This is a genomic window from Sediminicoccus sp. KRV36, from assembly GCF_023243115.1.
GTDB lineage: Bacteria > Pseudomonadota > Alphaproteobacteria > Acetobacterales > Acetobacteraceae > Roseococcus.
This window is the reverse complement of the sequence record NZ_CP085081.1, coordinates 3891104-3907894: the sequence shown is the minus strand read 5'-3', so window position 1 is coordinate 3907894 and position 16791 is coordinate 3891104. Positions and strand designations below refer to the sequence as shown.

At 69.9% G+C, this 16791-nt stretch carries 18 protein-coding genes; 12 read left to right on the top strand and 6 right to left on the bottom strand.

Translation table 11 applies throughout. The features are described 5' to 3' along the window. Positions 1-76: 76 nt before the first annotated feature. The 6 genes from LHU95_RS18490 to LHU95_RS18465 all read left to right on the top strand — a co-directional run bounded on the left by LHU95_RS18490 (position 77) and on the right by LHU95_RS18465 (position 3905). Positions 77-322, top strand: coding sequence for a hypothetical protein (locus tag LHU95_RS18490; RefSeq protein ID WP_248708423.1), 246 nt, complete (start codon positions 77-79; stop codon positions 320-322). A 62-nt stretch (positions 323-384) separates the two neighbouring features. Continuing rightward, positions 385-819: a DNA starvation/stationary phase protection protein gene (locus tag LHU95_RS18485; RefSeq protein ID WP_248708422.1), complete on the top strand. Its 435-nt coding sequence runs from the start codon at positions 385-387 to the stop codon at positions 817-819. Between the two features lie 50 nt (positions 820-869). Continuing rightward, a complete protein-coding gene (locus LHU95_RS18480; protein WP_248708421.1) occupies positions 870-1145 on the top strand; it encodes a hypothetical protein in 276 nt (91 codons plus the stop codon). A gap of 2 nt (positions 1146-1147) precedes the next feature. Further along, positions 1148-1552 (top strand): hypothetical protein, encoded by a 405-nt coding sequence (locus LHU95_RS18475; RefSeq protein WP_248708420.1) that lies wholly within the window; start codon positions 1148-1150, stop codon positions 1550-1552. Between the two features lie 116 nt (positions 1553-1668). Continuing rightward, positions 1669-2841, top strand: a complete 1173-nt coding sequence (locus tag LHU95_RS18470; protein ID WP_248708419.1) for an oxygenase MpaB family protein — start codon at positions 1669-1671, stop codon at positions 2839-2841. Further along, on the top strand, positions 2838-3905 hold the full coding sequence (locus tag LHU95_RS18465; RefSeq protein WP_248708418.1) for a sulfotransferase: 1068 nt from the start codon (positions 2838-2840) through the stop codon (positions 3903-3905). The genes LHU95_RS18470 and LHU95_RS18465 overlap by 4 nt, the downstream gene beginning before the upstream one ends. Positions 3906-4090: 185 nt before the next feature. On the opposite strand, the gene proC is transcribed toward LHU95_RS18465, so the two are convergent. The 4 genes from proC to LHU95_RS18445 all read right to left on the bottom strand — a co-directional run bounded on the left by proC (position 4091) and on the right by LHU95_RS18445 (position 7439). Further along, the gene (gene proC / locus LHU95_RS18460) at positions 4091-4909 is read right to left on the bottom strand and encodes a pyrroline-5-carboxylate reductase (protein ID WP_248708417.1); all 819 of its coding nucleotides are present in this window, start codon (positions 4907-4909) and stop codon (positions 4091-4093) included. A 144-nt stretch (positions 4910-5053) separates the two neighbouring features. Next, positions 5054-5560: a YbjN domain-containing protein gene (locus LHU95_RS18455; protein ID WP_248708416.1), complete on the bottom strand. Its 507-nt coding sequence runs from the start codon at positions 5558-5560 to the stop codon at positions 5054-5056. Positions 5561-5820: 260 nt separating this feature from the next. Next, positions 5821-6171: a DMT family protein gene (locus LHU95_RS18450; protein ID WP_248708415.1), complete on the bottom strand. Its 351-nt coding sequence runs from the start codon at positions 6169-6171 to the stop codon at positions 5821-5823. Then, on the bottom strand, positions 6168-7439 hold the full coding sequence (locus tag LHU95_RS18445) for an MFS transporter (RefSeq protein ID WP_248708414.1): 1272 nt from the start codon (positions 7437-7439) through the stop codon (positions 6168-6170). The genes LHU95_RS18450 and LHU95_RS18445 overlap by 4 nt, the downstream gene beginning before the upstream one ends. 86 nt (positions 7440-7525) lie before the next feature. On the opposite strand from LHU95_RS18445, the gene LHU95_RS18440 reads away from it, so the two are divergent. The 6 genes from LHU95_RS18440 to LHU95_RS18415 all read left to right on the top strand — a co-directional run bounded on the left by LHU95_RS18440 (position 7526) and on the right by LHU95_RS18415 (position 11498). Further along, on the top strand, positions 7526-8167 hold the full coding sequence (locus LHU95_RS18440; protein WP_248708413.1) for a histidine phosphatase family protein: 642 nt from the start codon (positions 7526-7528) through the stop codon (positions 8165-8167). A 68-nt stretch (positions 8168-8235) separates the two neighbouring features. Continuing rightward, positions 8236-9018 (top strand): lipid-binding SYLF domain-containing protein, encoded by a 783-nt coding sequence (locus LHU95_RS18435; protein WP_248708412.1) that lies wholly within the window; start codon positions 8236-8238, stop codon positions 9016-9018. A 76-nt stretch (positions 9019-9094) separates the two neighbouring features. Beyond that, positions 9095-9595, top strand: a complete 501-nt coding sequence (locus tag LHU95_RS18430) for a YcgN family cysteine cluster protein (RefSeq protein ID WP_248708411.1) — start codon at positions 9095-9097, stop codon at positions 9593-9595. Further along, complete coding sequence (locus tag LHU95_RS18425; RefSeq protein ID WP_248708410.1) at positions 9592-10533, top strand: dihydrodipicolinate synthase family protein; 942 nt, start codon at positions 9592-9594, stop codon at positions 10531-10533. The genes LHU95_RS18430 and LHU95_RS18425 overlap by 4 nt, the downstream gene beginning before the upstream one ends. A gap of 5 nt (positions 10534-10538) precedes the next feature. Next, positions 10539-10853 (top strand): cupin domain-containing protein, encoded by a 315-nt coding sequence (locus tag LHU95_RS18420; protein ID WP_283094265.1) that lies wholly within the window; start codon positions 10539-10541, stop codon positions 10851-10853. 105 nt (positions 10854-10958) lie between these two features. Then, positions 10959-11498: a hypothetical protein gene (locus tag LHU95_RS18415; RefSeq protein WP_248708409.1), complete on the top strand. Its 540-nt coding sequence runs from the start codon at positions 10959-10961 to the stop codon at positions 11496-11498. Here the strand turns inward: LHU95_RS18415 and LHU95_RS18410 are convergent. Then, a complete protein-coding gene (locus tag LHU95_RS18410; RefSeq protein ID WP_248708408.1) occupies positions 11488-13701 on the bottom strand; it encodes a YjbH domain-containing protein in 2214 nt (737 codons plus the stop codon). The two genes, LHU95_RS18415 and LHU95_RS18410, sit on opposite strands and share 11 nt — an antisense overlap. Before the next feature lie 185 nt (positions 13702-13886). Continuing rightward, positions 13887-16787 (bottom strand): SLBB domain-containing protein, encoded by a 2901-nt coding sequence (locus tag LHU95_RS18405; protein WP_248708407.1) that lies wholly within the window; start codon positions 16785-16787, stop codon positions 13887-13889. Between the last annotated feature and the right edge of the window lie 4 nt (positions 16788-16791).

The following is a 16791-nucleotide window of genomic DNA, read 5'->3' as shown; positions in this document are numbered from 1 at the left end:
CTTGGCCGGGGCGCGATGCAACCCGGTGCCCTGGGCGGGCGTTGATCCGGGTGACTCACGAATGGAAGCTGGACAGATGCGCAAGACACAACGGGTGATGATGATGCTGGCCCTGACGGGCGCCCTGGCGGCCTGCGGGCAGACCACGGGCGACCGCGCGATTTCCGGCGCCGGGCTTGGTGCCGCGGCCGGGGCGGGCGTCGGTGCGCTCACCGGGACCAGCGTGCTGGGTGGTGCCGCGATCGGCGGTGTGGCGGGTGGCGCCGCGGGCGCGCTCACCTCACCGAATACGGTCAATCTCGGCCGGCCGGTCTGGCGGTGATGCGGATGCCACGCGCCACTCCCGGAAATCATGTGGACACCCGGCCTGCATCAAACGAGGTGGTGTCCGGCGTCGGTTCGGCGCTGAACATCTTCATCGCCGACACCTACGTCCTGCTGGCCAAGACCCAGGCCTGCCACTGGAACGCGACTGGCGCCAATTTCTACGCGATGCACCTGCTGACCGAAGCGCAGTACACGGAGCTCTTCGCCGCCGTGGACAACCTGGCCGAGCGCGCCCGCGCGCTGCGCCAATTCGCGCCCGGTGGCCTTGCTGCCATGCTGCAGCTGGCCACGCTGGAAGAAGCTGATTGCGCCGTGCCCACCGAACAGGCGGCGCGGATGCTCGCCAGCGACAACACGGCGATGGCCGAGCATGCGCGCGACCTGGCGGATGAAGCGGATGACGCGGATGATACCGCCACGCATGACATGCTCGTGGCGCGCATCGCGGTGCATGAGAAGGCCGCCTGGCTCTGGCGGAGTCACCTCGCGTGAACCCGCGCGTTGAACCCCACCCCCAACCCGATCAGACATGGAATGTGACGATGAACCAGATGACCGACGCCGTTGAGAACACCGCGCATGACGCCGTGGCCGAGATCGCCAAGCTGCGCCAGCAGGTGGAAGCGCTGATGAATGAGCGCGTGACGCCCCTGCTCGGCTCCGTCGCTACCTCGGCCGAGAATGCCGCAAAGCTCGCCTCGGACGAGGTGCGCCACCAGGCGGCCCGGCTGACCGATGCGGTGCAGGAAAAGCCCCTGGTCGCGCTGGGCCTCGCCGCGCTGGCGGGCTTTGTGCTGGCCTCCGTCCTGCGGCGCTGATCATGCGCATGCTTCGCCTGCTCTCGATGGCGGCGCAGGCGGAGGGGATTCTCCTGCGCCGCCAGAGCGCCAATATGGGGCGCAGCGCCGTGCTGGGCCTGCTGGCCGCGGGCTTCGGCGTGACCATGCTGGCCCTGCTGCAACTGGCGGCCTGGCTGTGGCTGGAGGAACGCCAGGGCGCGATCCAGGCCACGCTGCTCATCGCCCTGGGCGATGGGCTGGTGGCGCTGGTTCTGCTGCTGCTGGCACGTGGCCGGACTGACCCGGTGGCGGAGGAAGCGTTGCGACTGCGCAGCCAATCCCTCTCCCTGCTGACCACGCCCTCGGCGATCCGTCCGGAATGGGAGAAGCTCGCGCTGGATGTGGGCCTGCTGCTGATCGAGCGGCTGCGGCGCCCCAAGCCGTAGCATGCGGCGGAGCGCGGCCGCGCCCGCTGGTTCGGCAAGCCTTCCACGCGGCGACGCCTCCCGCTAAATTCCGGCGCCTGTCTTCTTCTTGCCGCAGGCGCGGAGCGTGTTCCAGGATGGCGATCCCGACAGAGTACCGCCCCGGCTTCGCCAAGGCGCGTCTGCTCGACGCCGGTCTGGCCGAACGCTACGTCCACCACACCCTGATCGGGGACCCGCTGGCCGATGCGGTCATCGCGGCCTGCCAGGAGACCCCCGAGGGGCAGCAGCGCCAATGGCTCCAGGCCGGCGTTGAGCATGGCCCCGCCGCCATTCCGGACGCCCCCCCGGCGCTGCGCGATTTCTTCGCCGAGGCCGAGCGCGTGCCCCCCTGGTTCGACCCGGCACTGACCCGTGCCGGCTGCCGCGCCTTCCATGGCCATTCGGAGATGTTCATCGGCGCTTTCGTCGGCGCGGTGCTGATCGAGGGCTTCAGCACGCTCATCAGCAAGTCCTTCAGCATCACTGGCCGGCTGGTGGATCAGGGCACGCGGCGGCTGAAGCAGAACAACCGCCATCTGGCGGAGATTTTCCTGCCCGGCGGCCTGGAACGGGACGGCGATGGCTGGAAGCTCTCGGTGCGCATCCGCCTGATGCATGCCCGCGTGCGCTTCATGCTGGCGCGGTCGGAGGAGTGGGATTCCGCCGCCTGGGGCGTGCCGCTCAGCGCCGCCCATATCGGCTTCGCCACGGCCGCCTTCTCCGGCCTGCTGCTGGCCCGCGCGCGCATGCTGGGCGTTGCGCTGACGGCCGAGGAGCGCCAATCCTTCATGCTGGTCTGGCGTTATTCCGGCCATCTCATGGGCGTGGAGCCCGCCTTGCAGGCCGCGACGGAGGCCGAGGCCATGCAGCTGCACCGCATCGGCGCGCTGTGCGAACCGCCGCCGGATATCGAGGCGATCCTGCTCGCCAACGGGCTGATCAACTCCGCCCCCATCGTCGCCGGCATCACAGACCCGGCCGAGCGGCGCGCGCTGGTCCGGCGCATCTACACCGTCTCGCGCGCGCTGATCGGCCGGGAGCTTGCGGACCAGCTGCGCTTCCCGCCCGCGCGCGGTTTCGGCACGCTGGCGCTGCTGCGGTGGCGCAACCGGCTGGATCATTGGCTGCGCGGCGCCATCCCCGCACTCGACCGTCGCCGCCGCGCGGGGCAGTTCGAGCGCATGCTCGACCTCTCCTTTCACGGCGCGGCCGAGATCAGCTACCGCCTGCCGCGACATCTCCATGCCGAGAAGGACGCCCCGCCATGAGCCCTGCCCGGATGCTGGCGCCCGTGCTGATCCTCAGCTCCGGCCGCTGCGGCTCGACCATGGTGTCCGAGCTGCTGAACCGGCATCCCGGCGTGCTCAGCCTGTCGGAGTTCTTCGTCCCGCTCGGCTCCAGCGCCTTTGCCTGGCCCCGGCCCGATGGCGAGCGCATGTGGCGCATCTACACCGAGCAGGACCCGGCCCTGCATGCCATGCTGAAGGACGGGCATGTGGTGGATGAGATGCTCTACAAGCTGGGGGCGCCCGGCGCGCGCCATGTGGCGGCCGATATCCCGCCGATCATGATGGTCACGCTGCCGCATCTGACGGATGAGGCGGAGGCGCTGTTGGACGCCCTGGCCCCCTTCGTGCGTGGCCAGCCCAGGATGCCGCTGGCGGATCATTATGAAGCGCTGTTCGGCCACCTGGCGGCCCGGTTTGGCCGGCGTGTCTGGGTCGAGCGCTCCGGCGGTTCGCTGATGCTGGCGGCGAAGCTGCTGCGCCTCTTTCCCCAGGCGCGGGTGGTGCACGTCTATCGCGATGGCCGGGACACGGCGATGTCCATGGCGCAGCATCACAATTTCCGCATCCTGGTGGGAGCCATCAAGGCCTGCCGGCGTTACGGGCTGGATGCCACCCGCCGCTTCACCTCGGACCGCGTCGGGCTGCTGGACAGGCTGGCCCAGCGGCTGGCCTTCTCGCTGCTCGATCTGCGAAAAATCGCCGAGAGCGAGGTCACGCTCGCCGATTTTGGCGCCTTCTGGAGCCGGCTGATCCTGGTCGGGCAGCAGGTGCTGGGCGGGCTGCCGCCGGAGCGGCTGCTGAATATCCGCTTCGAGGATGTGCAGTGCGCCCCGAGAGAGACGCTGCGCGGCCTGATTCGCTTTATCGATCCCTCGCTGGAGGATGAGGCCTGGCTCGATGCCGTGGCGGCGATCCCGCGGCCGACGCGTTCGAAATTCCCGGGCCTGCCGCTCGCCGAACAGCACGCCCTCAATGCGGCCTGCGCGCCGGGGCTGGCCGCGTTGGGCTATCCGCTGGAGCATCCGATGGCCCGACCGGCCTGAGGCAGCGTGCCGCTGTGCCGAGGGCGCGCGCGTGCCCTCAAGCGCGGCCCTGGGGGCCATCCTCAAGTCCGTCCTACGGCGCGTTTCTTCGGCGGATGGGCCGATAGGGGGCGCCGCATGGCGCAGCGGAAAGCGTCGCGCTGATGCCGCCCCCGGACAGCGAGGGCCCAGGGCTGGAAGATGCCTTAGCCGGCGAGTTCGCGTGAGCGGGCGGTTGCCGCCTCGATCGCCTCTTCCATCAGGGCGGGCCAGGCCTCCTCGCGCATCAGCACGGCCAGTGCGCGTTCCGTCGTGCCCTTGGGGCTCGTCACATTGCGCCGCAGCACCGCCGCATCCTCGGCGCTGGCCCCCAGCAAGGCGCCGGAGCCCGCGACCGTCGCGCGGGCCATGCGGCGGGCCAGATCAGGCGGCAAGCCCTGGCTGATCGCGGCCTTCTCCATGACTTCGGCCAGCAAAAACACATAGGCCGGCCCGCCGCCGGAGACGGCGGTGACGGGATCGATCAGCGCCTCATCCTCCACCCAGGCGGCCTCGCCGATGGCGCCCAGCAGGCGGTCACACAGGGCGCGCTGCGCGGCACTCACTTCGGGGCCGGGGAAGGCCACGGTGAAGCCCATGCGCAGCGCCGCCGGCGTATTGGGCATGGCGCGGATGATGCGCGCCGCCCCCCCCAGCATGGCATTCATGCCGGCGACGGTGCGCCCCGCCATGATCGAGAGAAACACGGTCCCGGGGCCCGCCAGATGCGCCAGGGCCGGCAGGGCATTCGGCGCTTCCTGCGGCTTGGTGGCGAGGATGATGGCCGCGGGCGTGAAGCCCGCCGGGATCTCGGCGATGCTGGCCACATGGCGGATGCGGCCCGCGAAACCCGCCACGGCCGCCGCATGCGGCTCAACCACCACGGTTTCGGCGGGCAGGCCCAGCTCCAGCCAGCCGGCCAGCATGGCGCCGCCCATCTTGCCACAGCCGATGAGCAGGAGAGGGGGAAGCTGGGGCTCGGTCATGCGGGCGATTCCTCAAGGGTTTCGCCGCAGTTTAGCGGAGCGGGCGGATCATGCGACCCCTTGGGGGGATTTCGTGGGGCGAAGGGCGGCGGCCCCTCGCGCATCCCGGCGGAAGATTTGGTCTTCCGCCGCTCCGGTGGCGCGCTACGCCTCGCCGACGCAATCCAGCATGGCGGCATCCAGCGCCTCGGCCGGGGCCTTGCCGCCCCAGAGGACGAATTGGAAGGCGGGGAAAAAGCGCTCGCACTCGGTCAGCGCGATATCCACCATATCCTCCAGCGATTCGGCGGAAGCGCCGGGTGCCCCGCGCAGCAGCACGGCATGGCGGAAGACGGGCACGCCCTCATCGCTTTCCAGCCCGAAATGACCGATCCAGAGGCGTTCATTGGCCAGCGCCAGCAATTCGAACAGCGGCCCACGCCGCGCATCCGGCACCTTCACATCGAAGGCGCAGGAGAAATGCATGGCGCTGATCTCGGGCGCCCAGGAGAAGAACAGGGTGTAGTTGCACCATTTGCCCGGCGCTTCCGCCGCCATCTCGCCATCCGAGCGGCGCTCGAAGGTCCATTCATTCGCGATGACGATCTGTTCGAGCACATCGAGCGGGTTGGTCGCACGGTCTTCACCAACCTCGGCCAGCATTCCGGACATGTGGCACTCCCCAGGCGCCCCGGTTGAAAGCGCGAACCAGGCCTCGGGCGGGCGCTGGCGCACGGGCGGCGGGATCATGACGATCCGATGTCGGGCCCTGCACCGCCCGAGGCCCCCCCTGGGCCCGGAATCCGGGGGCCCAGGAATTGGGGGCCCAGGGATTGGGGTGCGACGCCCGATTCACCACTACCCCTAGGGTAAGGCACCGTGAATCCGTGCCGCAAGTCCTTCCTGGGGAAAGAAGCTGTGAATAACTCGGGTCAATCCACCGGAAGAAATATGAAAATCACGGCCATCACCAGGCAGCCCATGGCGGCGAAATAGGTCCAGCGCAATTGTTCACCGAGGAACATCACGCTGAACACGGCAAAGACGCCGAGCGTGATCACCTCCTGCATCACCTTCAATTGCTGGCCGGTGAAGGTGCCGGAGGCATAGCCGATGCGGTTGGCCGGCACGGCCAGGGCATATTCGAAAAAGGCGATCCCCCAGGAGATGAGGATCGCCACATAGAGCGGCCAGGCCGGCGCCTTCAGATGCCCATACCAGGCGAAGGTCATGATGATGTTGCTGCCGATCAGCAGCAGCGGCGTCAGCCAATAAGGGCTCATGGTTCCGGAATCATTCCCAGGGGTTGCGGGTTGCGTGGCGCCGGCGGCAGGCGCTTCAGCAGCCAGAGCATGATCAGCAGGGCCGGCAGGGCGGCCGCCGTCGTCATCAGGAAGAAGTTGGTCCAGCCCAGCGCCTCCGCCCATTGCCCCGACCAGGCACCCAGGAAGCGCAGCGGCACGGCGGCGAGCGAGGAAAGCAGCGCATATTGCGTGGCGCTGAAAGCCCGGTTGGTCAGCCCGGTGAGGTAGGCGACGAAGGCCGCATCCGCCAGGCCATCGGTGAAATTCTCGACGCCGACCTGAGCGTAGAGCATGCCCATATCCCGCCCCGCCCAGTACAGCGCCACATACATCAGGTTGGAGAGCATCTGCAGCAGGCCGGTGATCACCAGCGCGCGCCCCACGCCGATCCGCGCCACCAGGAAGCCGCCCGCCAGCACGCCGCCCAGCGCCATCACCAGGCCGAACACCACGGCCACCTGCGCCACATCGGCCCGGGTGAAGCCGACGGCGCGGTAGAAGGGCGGCGTCATGATGCCGGCCAAGGCCTCACCCAGCTTGAACAGCACGACGAAGAGCAGGATAGCCAGCCAGTATCTGCGCCGCATGAAATCGGCAAAGGGGTCCACCACCGCGAGCTTCATGCGCCGTCCCCAGGGCATCACCTCGCGCGGCGGCGCCACCGGCTCGGGGGCCAGCAGCACGGCCAGGAAGCCCACCCCCACCAGCGCCGCGCAATAGGCGAAGGCGCCCTGCCAGCCGACCAGGCCGACCATGCCCAGCGCCCCCGCATTGGCCGCCAGAAGCGCGAAGCGATAGCCCCAGACATAGCAGGCGAAGCCATGCCCCTGGTCCCGCTCCTCCAGGATTTCGATACGATAGGCGTCAATCACGATATCCTGCGTGGCCGAGAGGAACGCCACCACGACAGCGACCGCCGCCGTCATCCATGCGGCATTTGCGGGGTCGGTGAAGCCCAGCGCCAGGATGGCCAGCATCAAGGGCGGCTGGACGGAAGCGAGCCAGCCGCGACGCCGGCCAAGGGCCCGGAAGAGCGGCGGCGCCGCATGGTCCATCACCGGCGACCACAGGAATTTCAGCGAATAGGCCAGGCCGATCAGTGCCGTGAAGCCGATCGCCGCCAGGGAGATATTGCTCTCGGAAAACCATTGCCGCAGCACGAAGCCGGTGAGGGGCAGCGGCACGCCGGCCGCGAAGCCCAGCGCCAGCATGATGAGGAATCGGCGGTCACGGAACAGCACGAGCATGGCCGCAGGCTACCGATCCGTGTTGCGCGCCGCCAGTTGCATGCGCGGATTTCGGCCTGCCGCCATCCGCGCTACATGGCTGGGCCATGCATATCACCCGCTTCTTCCTGATCCGCCACGCGCTCGTTGAACCCTCGGCACGGGCCATGCTCTACGGCAATATGGATGTGGCGCTGTGCGATGCGGCGCTGCGTGAGGAAGCGGCGCTGTATCGCTGGCTTGCCGCGCGCCTGCCGCGGCCGGCCCGCTGGGTGGCCACGCCGCTCAGCCGCACCCGGGCCACCGCGGCCGCCATCTTCGCCGCCGGCTACCCTGAGCAGCCTTTGGTGCTGGAGCCCGACATGGCCGAGCAATCCCTCGGCGAATGGCAGGGCATCAGCCATGAGGCGCTGACCGAGCGGCTGCGCCACCCGCCGCATCCCTTCTGGCCGCACGCCGCCGCCGAACGCCCGCCGGGGGGTGAGAGCGTGGATGATGTGCGCGCCCGCGTCGGCCCCGTGCTGGAGGGGCTGGCCACCAGCCTGCCCCGGCAGGATATCGTCATGGTGGCCCATGGCGGCACGATCCGTGCTGCGATTTCCCACGCGCTGAAGCTGGATGCGCACCAGGCGCTGACCTTCTCGGTGAAGAATCTCTCCCTCACGCGGCTGGAAAAGCACGGGCCGGATTGGCGGGTCGTCTCGGTGAATGAGGAACCCTGGCTGATCGAAAACCCGACGCCCCCCTGAAGGCCCTTCCGGCGCGGCACAACTCCCGCTAGAATCGTTGCACTGCGAAGGGTTATCGGGGGAAGCTCATGCGCTTGATCATTCTGGCCGCCACGGCGGCGCTGCTTTCGGCCTGCGCCGGCGCGCCCACGGGCAATGCCCCGCAATCCCTCGTGGACCGTTCCGCGCTCACCGTGCAGGACATCCTCTCGACCGAAAATGACCGCATGGATGCGGCAAGCGTGCTGCGCCGGGCGCGCGGCGCGCTGGTCTGCCCGCAGAGCTTCCGCGCCGCCTTCTTCGCCGGCGGGGCCGGCGGGAATTGCGTGCTGATCGGCCGGGATGCCGCCGGCTCCTGGTCCTCGCCCGCCTTCTATGCCGTGGGTTCTGGCAGCATCGGCTTCCAGGCCGGCATCCAGGACAGCCAGACGCTGCTGCTGCTGATGAGCGAGCGCGCGCTCAATGCCGCGATCGAGAACCAGTTCAAGTTCGGCGCCGATGCCTCGCTGGCCATCGCGCATCTGGGCGGCTCGCTCGAGGGTGCCACGACGACGAATCTGGGGGCCGACATCCTGTCCTTCTCACGCTCACGCGGGCTCTTCGCCGGGCTGGCGCTGGAGGGTTCGGTGCTGAACGCCATGCAGGAATGGAACGCCGCCTATTACGGACGCGAGGTGACGACGCGCGACATCGTCGTGAACATGGCCGCCCATAACCCGGGCGCTGACCCGCTGCGCGCGGCGCTGATCCGCTTCGGCGGCCAGCCGACGCCGGCCGCGGCCCCCGCGCCGGTGCCGGCTGCGGCACCTGCCACGCCGGCCCGCCCATCGCGCGGCGGCATCTCCCGCACACCGCTGCCCGCACCTCGTTGATGGCAGCGGCCTGATCCGGCCGTGCCGGATCAGGCCCGCCGTTTCGCCGCGCGCGGGATTGGTCTAAACCATCCGCGTGTCCGAAATGCTCCCCTTCTGGAAGACCAAGCCGCTCGATGCGATGAGCCGCGCCGAATGGGAGAGCCTGTGCGATGGCTGCGGCCGCTGCTGCCTGCACAAGCTGCGTGAGGATGAGACGGAGGTGCTGCACCACACCGAAATCGCCTGCCGCCTGCTGGACACGGCCACGGCCCGCTGCACCGACTACGCCAACCGCAAGCGCCGCGTGCCGGATTGCATCCGGCTGACGCCCGCGCGGCTGCAAAAGATTGATTGGCTGCCGCCCACCTGCGCCTATCGCCTCATCGCCGAGCAACGGGACCTGCCGGAATGGCATCCGCTCCGCTCGGGTGATCCTGAAAGCGTGGTGCGCGCGGGGATTTCCGTGCGCGGCCGCGTGGTGCCCGAGCGTGCGGCCGGCGCCTCCGAAGACCATATCGCCACCTGGCCGGGAAACTGGCCGAAACGCGCGGGGCAGAAACCCGCGATCGGTTCATTGAAAGGACCAACGCCATGAAGGACGCCCTGTTTGGCGGCATCAACGCCGCCGTGCTCACCGCGATGAAGCCCGATTTCACGCCCGACCTGGACCGCATGGCCAAGCACGCGAAGTGGCTGCTGGCCAATGGCTGCAACGGCCTGGGCATCATGGGCACGACGGGCGAGGCGAACAGCTTTGGCCTGCATGAGCGCAAGCAGATCCTGGAAGGGCTGATCGCGCGCGGTGTTCCGGCCTCCGTCATGATGCCGGGCACGGGCTGCGCCTCGCTCACCGATACGGTGGAACTGACGATCCATGCGCGCGAGCAGGGCTGCCGCGGCGTGCTGCTGCTGCCGCCCTTCTACTATAAGGGCCCGAGCGATGACGGGCTGTTCGCCTATTTCGACGCGGTGGCCAAGCGTGTGGGCGGCGGCATCGCGCTCTATCTCTATCACTTCCCGCAGCAATCGGCGGTGCCGTTCAGCCTCTCGCTCATCGGCCGCCTGCTCGATGCGCATCCGGGCGTCTTCAAGGGCGTGAAGGACAGCTCGGGCGATTACGCGAACATGAAGGCGATGATTGACGCCTTCGCGTCGCGCGGCTTCGAGGTGTATTCGGGCTCCGACGAATACGTGCAGAAGATCCTGGCCGAGGGCGGTGCGGGCTGCATCACGGCGGCGTCCAACGCCAATTCGCATTGGGGCGGCATCGTCTATGCCAAGCGCACCGGCCCCGAGGCGGATGCGGCCCAGGCCATGCTGACCGCGACGCGCCGCGCCGCCACCGCCGTGCCGCTGATTCCCGGCCTGCGCGAAATCATCGCGCGCAGCACCGGTGATGATGGATGGCGCGTGATCCGCCCGCCGCATCTGCCGCTCTCCAAAGCCGATGGCGACAAGGCCTGGGCCACCTGGGAAGCGACGGGCGCCCTGCCGCTGCCCGGCATGCCCGCCATCCAGCAGGCGGCGGAATAGCCGCGATGAAGGAGCCGATGCGCTGCCGGGAGCCGGCCGTTCCCGTCCAGCAGATTGACGATGACAAGGTCCGCGTCATCCGTTGGGATTTCGGGCCTGGTGCTGAAACCGGCTGGCATCGGCATGGCTGGCTCTACGTCGTCGTGCCGATGATGGATGGCGAATTGCTCGTCGAATATCCGGATGGCACCACCACGACCTCCCTCCTGAAGAAGGGCGAGGCCTATCACCGCGTCGCTGGCGTCGAGCACAATGTGGTCAATGCGGGCAGCGGGCCGTTGAGCTTCGTGGAGACGGAAGTGAAGGCGTTTCCCGGCTAGCAGGCTGCCGAACAACCGCCGTGGCGGGATCGAGGGGCCAGCCCCTCCATCCCTTCGCCTCCTGGCCTGAGCGCCGCCCCACGACATCGCGCGGAGAGCCACGCCATGCAGCACGCCCCGGCCATCATCGAGTTGCGGCTGAACCGCGCGGCGCAACTCTTTCACACGCTCGATCCCTCGCCCTTCCGCGAGGGGGACCTCGATGCCGTGGCCGAGGACTACATCCTCGGCCAGGCGCAGGCGCTGCCGGGTCCCGCGCCACTCGCCATTCGCATCAGCCTCCCGGAGGCGGAATTGGCCTCACCGGCGGCGGCGCAGATCCCCGATGCGGTGCAGCGGCATTTCGCGCGCCGCGTCGAGGCTGAGCGCCGGGGACTTGCCGAATTGTTCCGCGAGGGCCGCATCGCGCTCGTCATCGGCGTCGTCTTCCTTGGCCTGGCACTGCTGGCCGCCGTGCAGGCCCCGTTGCTGCTGGGCGAAGGCCGCGTGGCCACGCTGCTGGGCGAAAGCCTCATCATCATCGGCTGGGTCGCGCTGTGGCATCCGGCCCAGATTTTTCTCTATGGCTGGCTGCCGGGCCGGCGAAGCCTGCTGATCTTTCGCCGCCTGAGCCGGGCGGAGGTCACGCTGATCCCTACCGGCTGAAGCCCTCGAAACCCCGGCGCAATGCATCGGCCCGCCCATCGCGCGCCACATCCCACAGCGCATTATCCACCGCGAGGCGCTGCCCGCCGTCACGCTGCACGGGCCGGATGTTGAGGTTGGCGCGGTTGCGCGTCGCGACGCCGAAGAAATCAAACGGCACGCGGACATAGATGCCCTTGTCGAAGCTGCCCTCGCCGAAGCGGCTGTAGCTGACATTGGTGAAGGTGGCGAAGCCGCCCACCTCGATGCCGCTGTCGAAGCGCCGCCCCATCTCGATCGTGCCGCCCCAGTCGCCCGCCAGGTAGCGCCCGCCGCGCAGCACGGTGTAAAGATTCCACACCGGCAGATCGAGATAGAGCGAGGCCTGGCCAGTCACCACGGAATAGCCCAGCGTGCCGATATTCTGCGTGTATTGCCGCTGCGCCACCCAGTTCACGTCGAGGCCCAGCGCATAGGCCCGGTCACGCGGGCGCCAGAGGATCTCGCCCGAGACGCCGCCGAACATCGGCTCCAGCATGCCGGCCGTGACCCGCGCGAAAACGTCCCGCGCGGGCGTCCAGATGCGCTCGGCATAGATCGCCGGGATGGTGGTGGTGGCCGCGCGGGCGTAGCGGGCGAAATCGCTGCGCACATGGGGCAGCACGCTGTCACTCGGCAGGCCGCCATCGAGGTTGCCGGCGAAGGCCTGCTGCACGGCGCCCGCGATGGCGGTGTTCCAGCCCAGCTCCAGCCGGGCGCCGGCCGCCACACCCACCTGCCAGCGCACCGCCGTCTGCGGATCACCGACCAGCAGGTTGACGGCGGGTGCCACGCCCCAGGTGAGGCGGGGTGGGGCCGCCACGGCCGCCGTGGCGCTCGGCTCATCATAGGCCGGCAGCAATTGCGAGGCGTGCAGGATTTCCTCGGCACTGCCCATGCCGCGGGCCTGGTTCTCGAAGGCCTCGCGCAGGGTGACCAGGCGGGCGATGACCACGCCATCACGCTCCCAGATCACGCGGATGCGCTCCGTCTCCGGCGGCAGATGCGGCTGTGCCGCGCGCACCACGCGGGAGGTGACCTGGGCGAGTGTGCGATAGCGCCCGCCCGAGACGGCGATATGCGCCTCCTCACCGCGCAGATCGAGCGAGATGGGGATGAAGCCGGCATCGCGCAGCGCGGGAAACAGCCGGCGCGCGATGCTGGCATTCTGCGTGGCCTCGCCCTCGCGGTCATCGCGGCCGATGCGGATGCCGCCCTCGAAGCCGGCAGCGGCGGCGAGCAGGCGCTCCCGCCAGCCGCGCAACGGCTCCGGCGGCGGCGGGGCTTCCGGGCTGGGGCGTGGCATCAGCAGGGGGGGCGGCTGGCGCGGCAGATCGGGCGGGGCGTTCGGGTCGAGCCGCAGCGAAGCGCGGATCAGGACATCCGTGCCATGCACGAAGGAGGCGCCGATATCGAGATAGGGGTTGGGCTGCCAGTTGAAGCCGATATTGAAGCGGCTGGCTGCCTCGCCCCGCAGATTGCTGGTGCGGGCGGGATAGCCCCCGCGCTCGTCCCGCAGCACATCGGCCGAGTATTCGAGCTTGGCGCGCAGCCCCTCGATGGCGCCCCAGGGGGTGGGGATGGGTGGCACCGAATACTCCAGCCCGGCGAAGATGCCGGCGGAGGAACCGCGGAACAGGCTGTTCCAGGCGAAGGTGCCGCCCTGCCCCACGCTGCGCGGCCGCGTCCCGAAGCCCGCGGCGCCGTAGGTGAACGGGTTGGTCACATCCTGCCCGGTGGAAAGCCGCCCCCAGCCCATCCCCATGGTGGCATCCAGCGCCCAGAAGCGCTTGGACGCGACGATGTATTCGCCCTGGTAGATGCCCGTGCCGATCACATCCTGCAGGCCGATCGCGAGCGCCGGCCGCCAGGCATTTTCCTCCCAGACGCGGAGCTTGAGGTCGAAGGCGCGGTCGGTCGTGGTGCCGCGGCCGGTGGTGCCGTTCAGCCGGTTGCTCAGGCGGAAGGTGGTTTCGAGGAAGGGGAGGGCCTGGAAATTGACGAACCAGAACTCCCGCTGCTGCCGCCAGGAGATGCCGCTTTCGACCACCCCATCGGGGCGGAAGCGCGCATTGGGCATTTCCAGCAAGCCGACGCGGCCGAAATTGGAGCCGGTGGCGGGCACGTCATCCAGCGCCAGGGCCGGGCGTGCCACGAGCAGCAGCGCGCCGAACAGCGCGGGCATCAGCCATGCGGAAACCGTCCGGCCGCCGGCCGGCACGCCTGGCCCGCGCCGCATGTCAGCGTGCCCGGGGGGAGGTCGCGCGGGACGCGCGCGCTGTGGATGTCGCGCGGGACGCGCGCGCGGCGGCGGTTACGCGGGACGTGCGCGCCAACCGCCCCCCGCATGGCGCGCTGCACCGCATGGGCTCAGTTCCCACCGCGGGAGATCACCGCCAGCGCCGCCGCCGAGATCGCCAATTGCCCGGCCACCTGCGTCATGTCGCGCAGGAAGCCCCAGGCCTCGAAGGGCGAGGGGTCGTTGGGCACGATCACCAGGCTGCCCGGCGGAACGGGTGGCCCGCCCTGCTGCCAGGCGCCGAGGCCGGCCGGCGTCGAGGTGCCATTGGGCAGCACCAGGAAGGCCCGCCCAGGATCAGCGAAGCGCTGCGTCCCGCCCGAGGCCTGCACATATTGGTTGGCCCGCCAGCCGGTGAGGAATTGCAGGCTGCCCGGGTTCTGGACCGCCCCCACCACGGTCACCTCATTGGGCCGCTTGGGCATGACGATCAGGTCGCCCGGTTCCAGCAGCACATCCAGCTCCGGCCGGCCGGCCAGCACCACCGGATTGGCCTCCACCACGATGCGCCCGGCCGCCGGGATGTTGCGCAGGCTGTTGGCCAGTTGCTGCCCGGCAGCGACGGCGCCGTTGATGTCGGTGGCGCGGTTGCTGCCCACCACCGCCTGGCCGGCCGCCACCTGCATCAGCCCCGTCTCCAATTCGCGCGCCGTGCGGTTGAAACCCTCCTGCTGCCGGGTGCGGGCGGATTCGCGCGTGAAGACGGCGCCATAGGGATAGGCCTGCGGCGTCAGCCCGCCCGCGCGGGCGATGATCTCGGAAAGCCGCTCGCCGCGGCGAATGTCATAGACACCCGGCCGCAGGAATTCGCCGACCAGCGTCACCGGCCCATTGTCGCGGTCGCCGAAGCCGCGCGGGATGCGCACGCCATCGCGCGGGGAAAGCCGCACCGCCGCGAAATTCCGGCTGCGCAGATCGAGCAGCGTGCGGGTCAGCGGGATGGCGCTGGTCTGGTCCGAGGGTTCGCGCGTGAGTTCGACGCTGGAGAGATCGGCCGTGTCGGTCAGCCCGCCCGCCACGGCCAGCAGCGCATCAAGCCCGGTGCCGTTGGTGATGGGATAAAGCCCGGGCAGCCGTGCCTCGCCCGTCAAGGTCACGGCATTGTCCAGCAGGAAGGTCAGCAGCGCGGGGTAATCCTGGAAGACCTGGGGGCAGGGTGCTTCGCCCAGCCGGCGGAAGCTGCCCATCCGCGCATGGGCGAAGCGCTGCGCCGAGGAGCGGGCGGCGATTTCCAGCTGGGTCAGCGCCGCGCATTCCAGCCCCTTGGGCGGCGCCTCGGCGGCCATGCCGGGGGGGCTCGGCATGCCCGCCGCCGGGGCGGGCGCCAGGCCGGGCAGGCCAGCCAGCATGCCCGAAGCCGCGGCCGGCGCCGGCGCAGTCGCGCGGGCCTGCGCGGCGTTCAGGCGGCCACGCTCCGTCTCATCCAGCAGCGCCCATTGCACCGAGGGGCTGGAGAGCCAGGTGATGTCGGACAGGGCGAGGATGATCACCTCATCCCCCTCGGCCAGCGGCACATCGGCCCGCCCGCCCAGCAGCGCCGCGAGATCGAAGGGTTGGAAGCGACGGCCGCGCGTGCGCGGATCGGTCCGCAGGATGACGGCCATGCGGCCATAGGGGTCGGGCCGGACGATGCGCCCATCGCCCAGCAGGCCGCGCAGGCTGGCCCCCCGCCCGCCCAGGGCGCGCGTCAGCGGCTGCGCCACATGGCCGGTGAGGCGGAGGTTCTGCGCCTGCACATCGGTGCCGGGCTCCACCAGCAGCAGATCCCCCCGGCGCAGCGGCGATTGCAGGTTGATTTCCCGGAAGGCACGGCGGCCCTCGCCATCGGTGGTTTCCAGCAGGAAGCGATTGCCCGAGGGGCGCAGCGCATCGCCCGCCAGGCGCAGCATGGTGCCGAGCGGCGCGGCCCCGCTGCCGGGCGGCAGCTCATAGATGGCCGGGCGCGAGACCTCGCCCCCCAGCGCCACCACGCCGCCGATGGGCGGGACCAGGATGCGCTCGCCCTCGCGCAGGCTCAGATCCGGCGGCTCGCCTTCGCCGGCCAGCACGGGATAGAGATCCACGACGCGGCGCCCGCGCGGGCCCTCCACGCGGATGGCGCGCAGCGTGCCGGATTTGCGCAGCCCCTGCGCCGCGACCAGCGCGTCAAACACATTGGCCAACGGCGAAAGGGCAACGACGCCAGGGCGTTGCACCTCGCCCCCCACGAAGATCGTCACCTGCCGCATCTGGCGCACCGAGATGAACACCTCCGAGCCCGCAAGTTCGCGCTGGGCCCGGCGGGAGAGTTCCTCGCGCAATTCGCGCAGCGTGCGGTCGGCCGCGGCCATCGGCGCGAGGTTGGGCAGCAGCAGCATGCCCTCCCGTGATACGCGCAGCGTGAGGTCCTGGTTGGAGCGGCCGCGCAGGCTGATCACCAGTTCATCATCGCGGCCGATGATGTAGTCCTCGGGGATGGCGCCCGAGGCCTGGTTCAGCTGCTGGCCGAAGGCCTGGCCGGCCAGCGCGCCGGGCGGATTGGTGCGGAAGCTGTCATAGCCGAATTGCCGCAGCGGCTGCGGCGCGAGCGGGATGCGCCCCGGCGGGATCGGCACCGCGCCGGGGTTGGGCTGCGGGCGGCGATTGTCGAAAAACTGCTCGATGGGCGAAAGCGGCTCCTCCGGGGCTGCCAGGGGGATGGGCAGGGCGGATGTCGGGAAGCCGGGGCCGGCGAAGGGGGTGGGCTGCGGCCCGCTGGGCATCGGGCTGCCGAGCGGGCGGCCGGCGCTGGCATCCATCAGCCGCTGGAGAATATCCTGCTGGGCGCTGGGCGGCAGGCTTTGCAGCGCGCCCCCGCCAGGCAGGGTGGAAGGGAGCGAAGGCGGGCCGAGCAGGGAAGCGGGCGGGTTCTGCGCTTGGGCCGGCAGGCACGCGAGGAGGCCGATCAGGCAGGAGGCGAAGGCACGGGGCACGAAACAGCTCAGCGGGATCACCAAT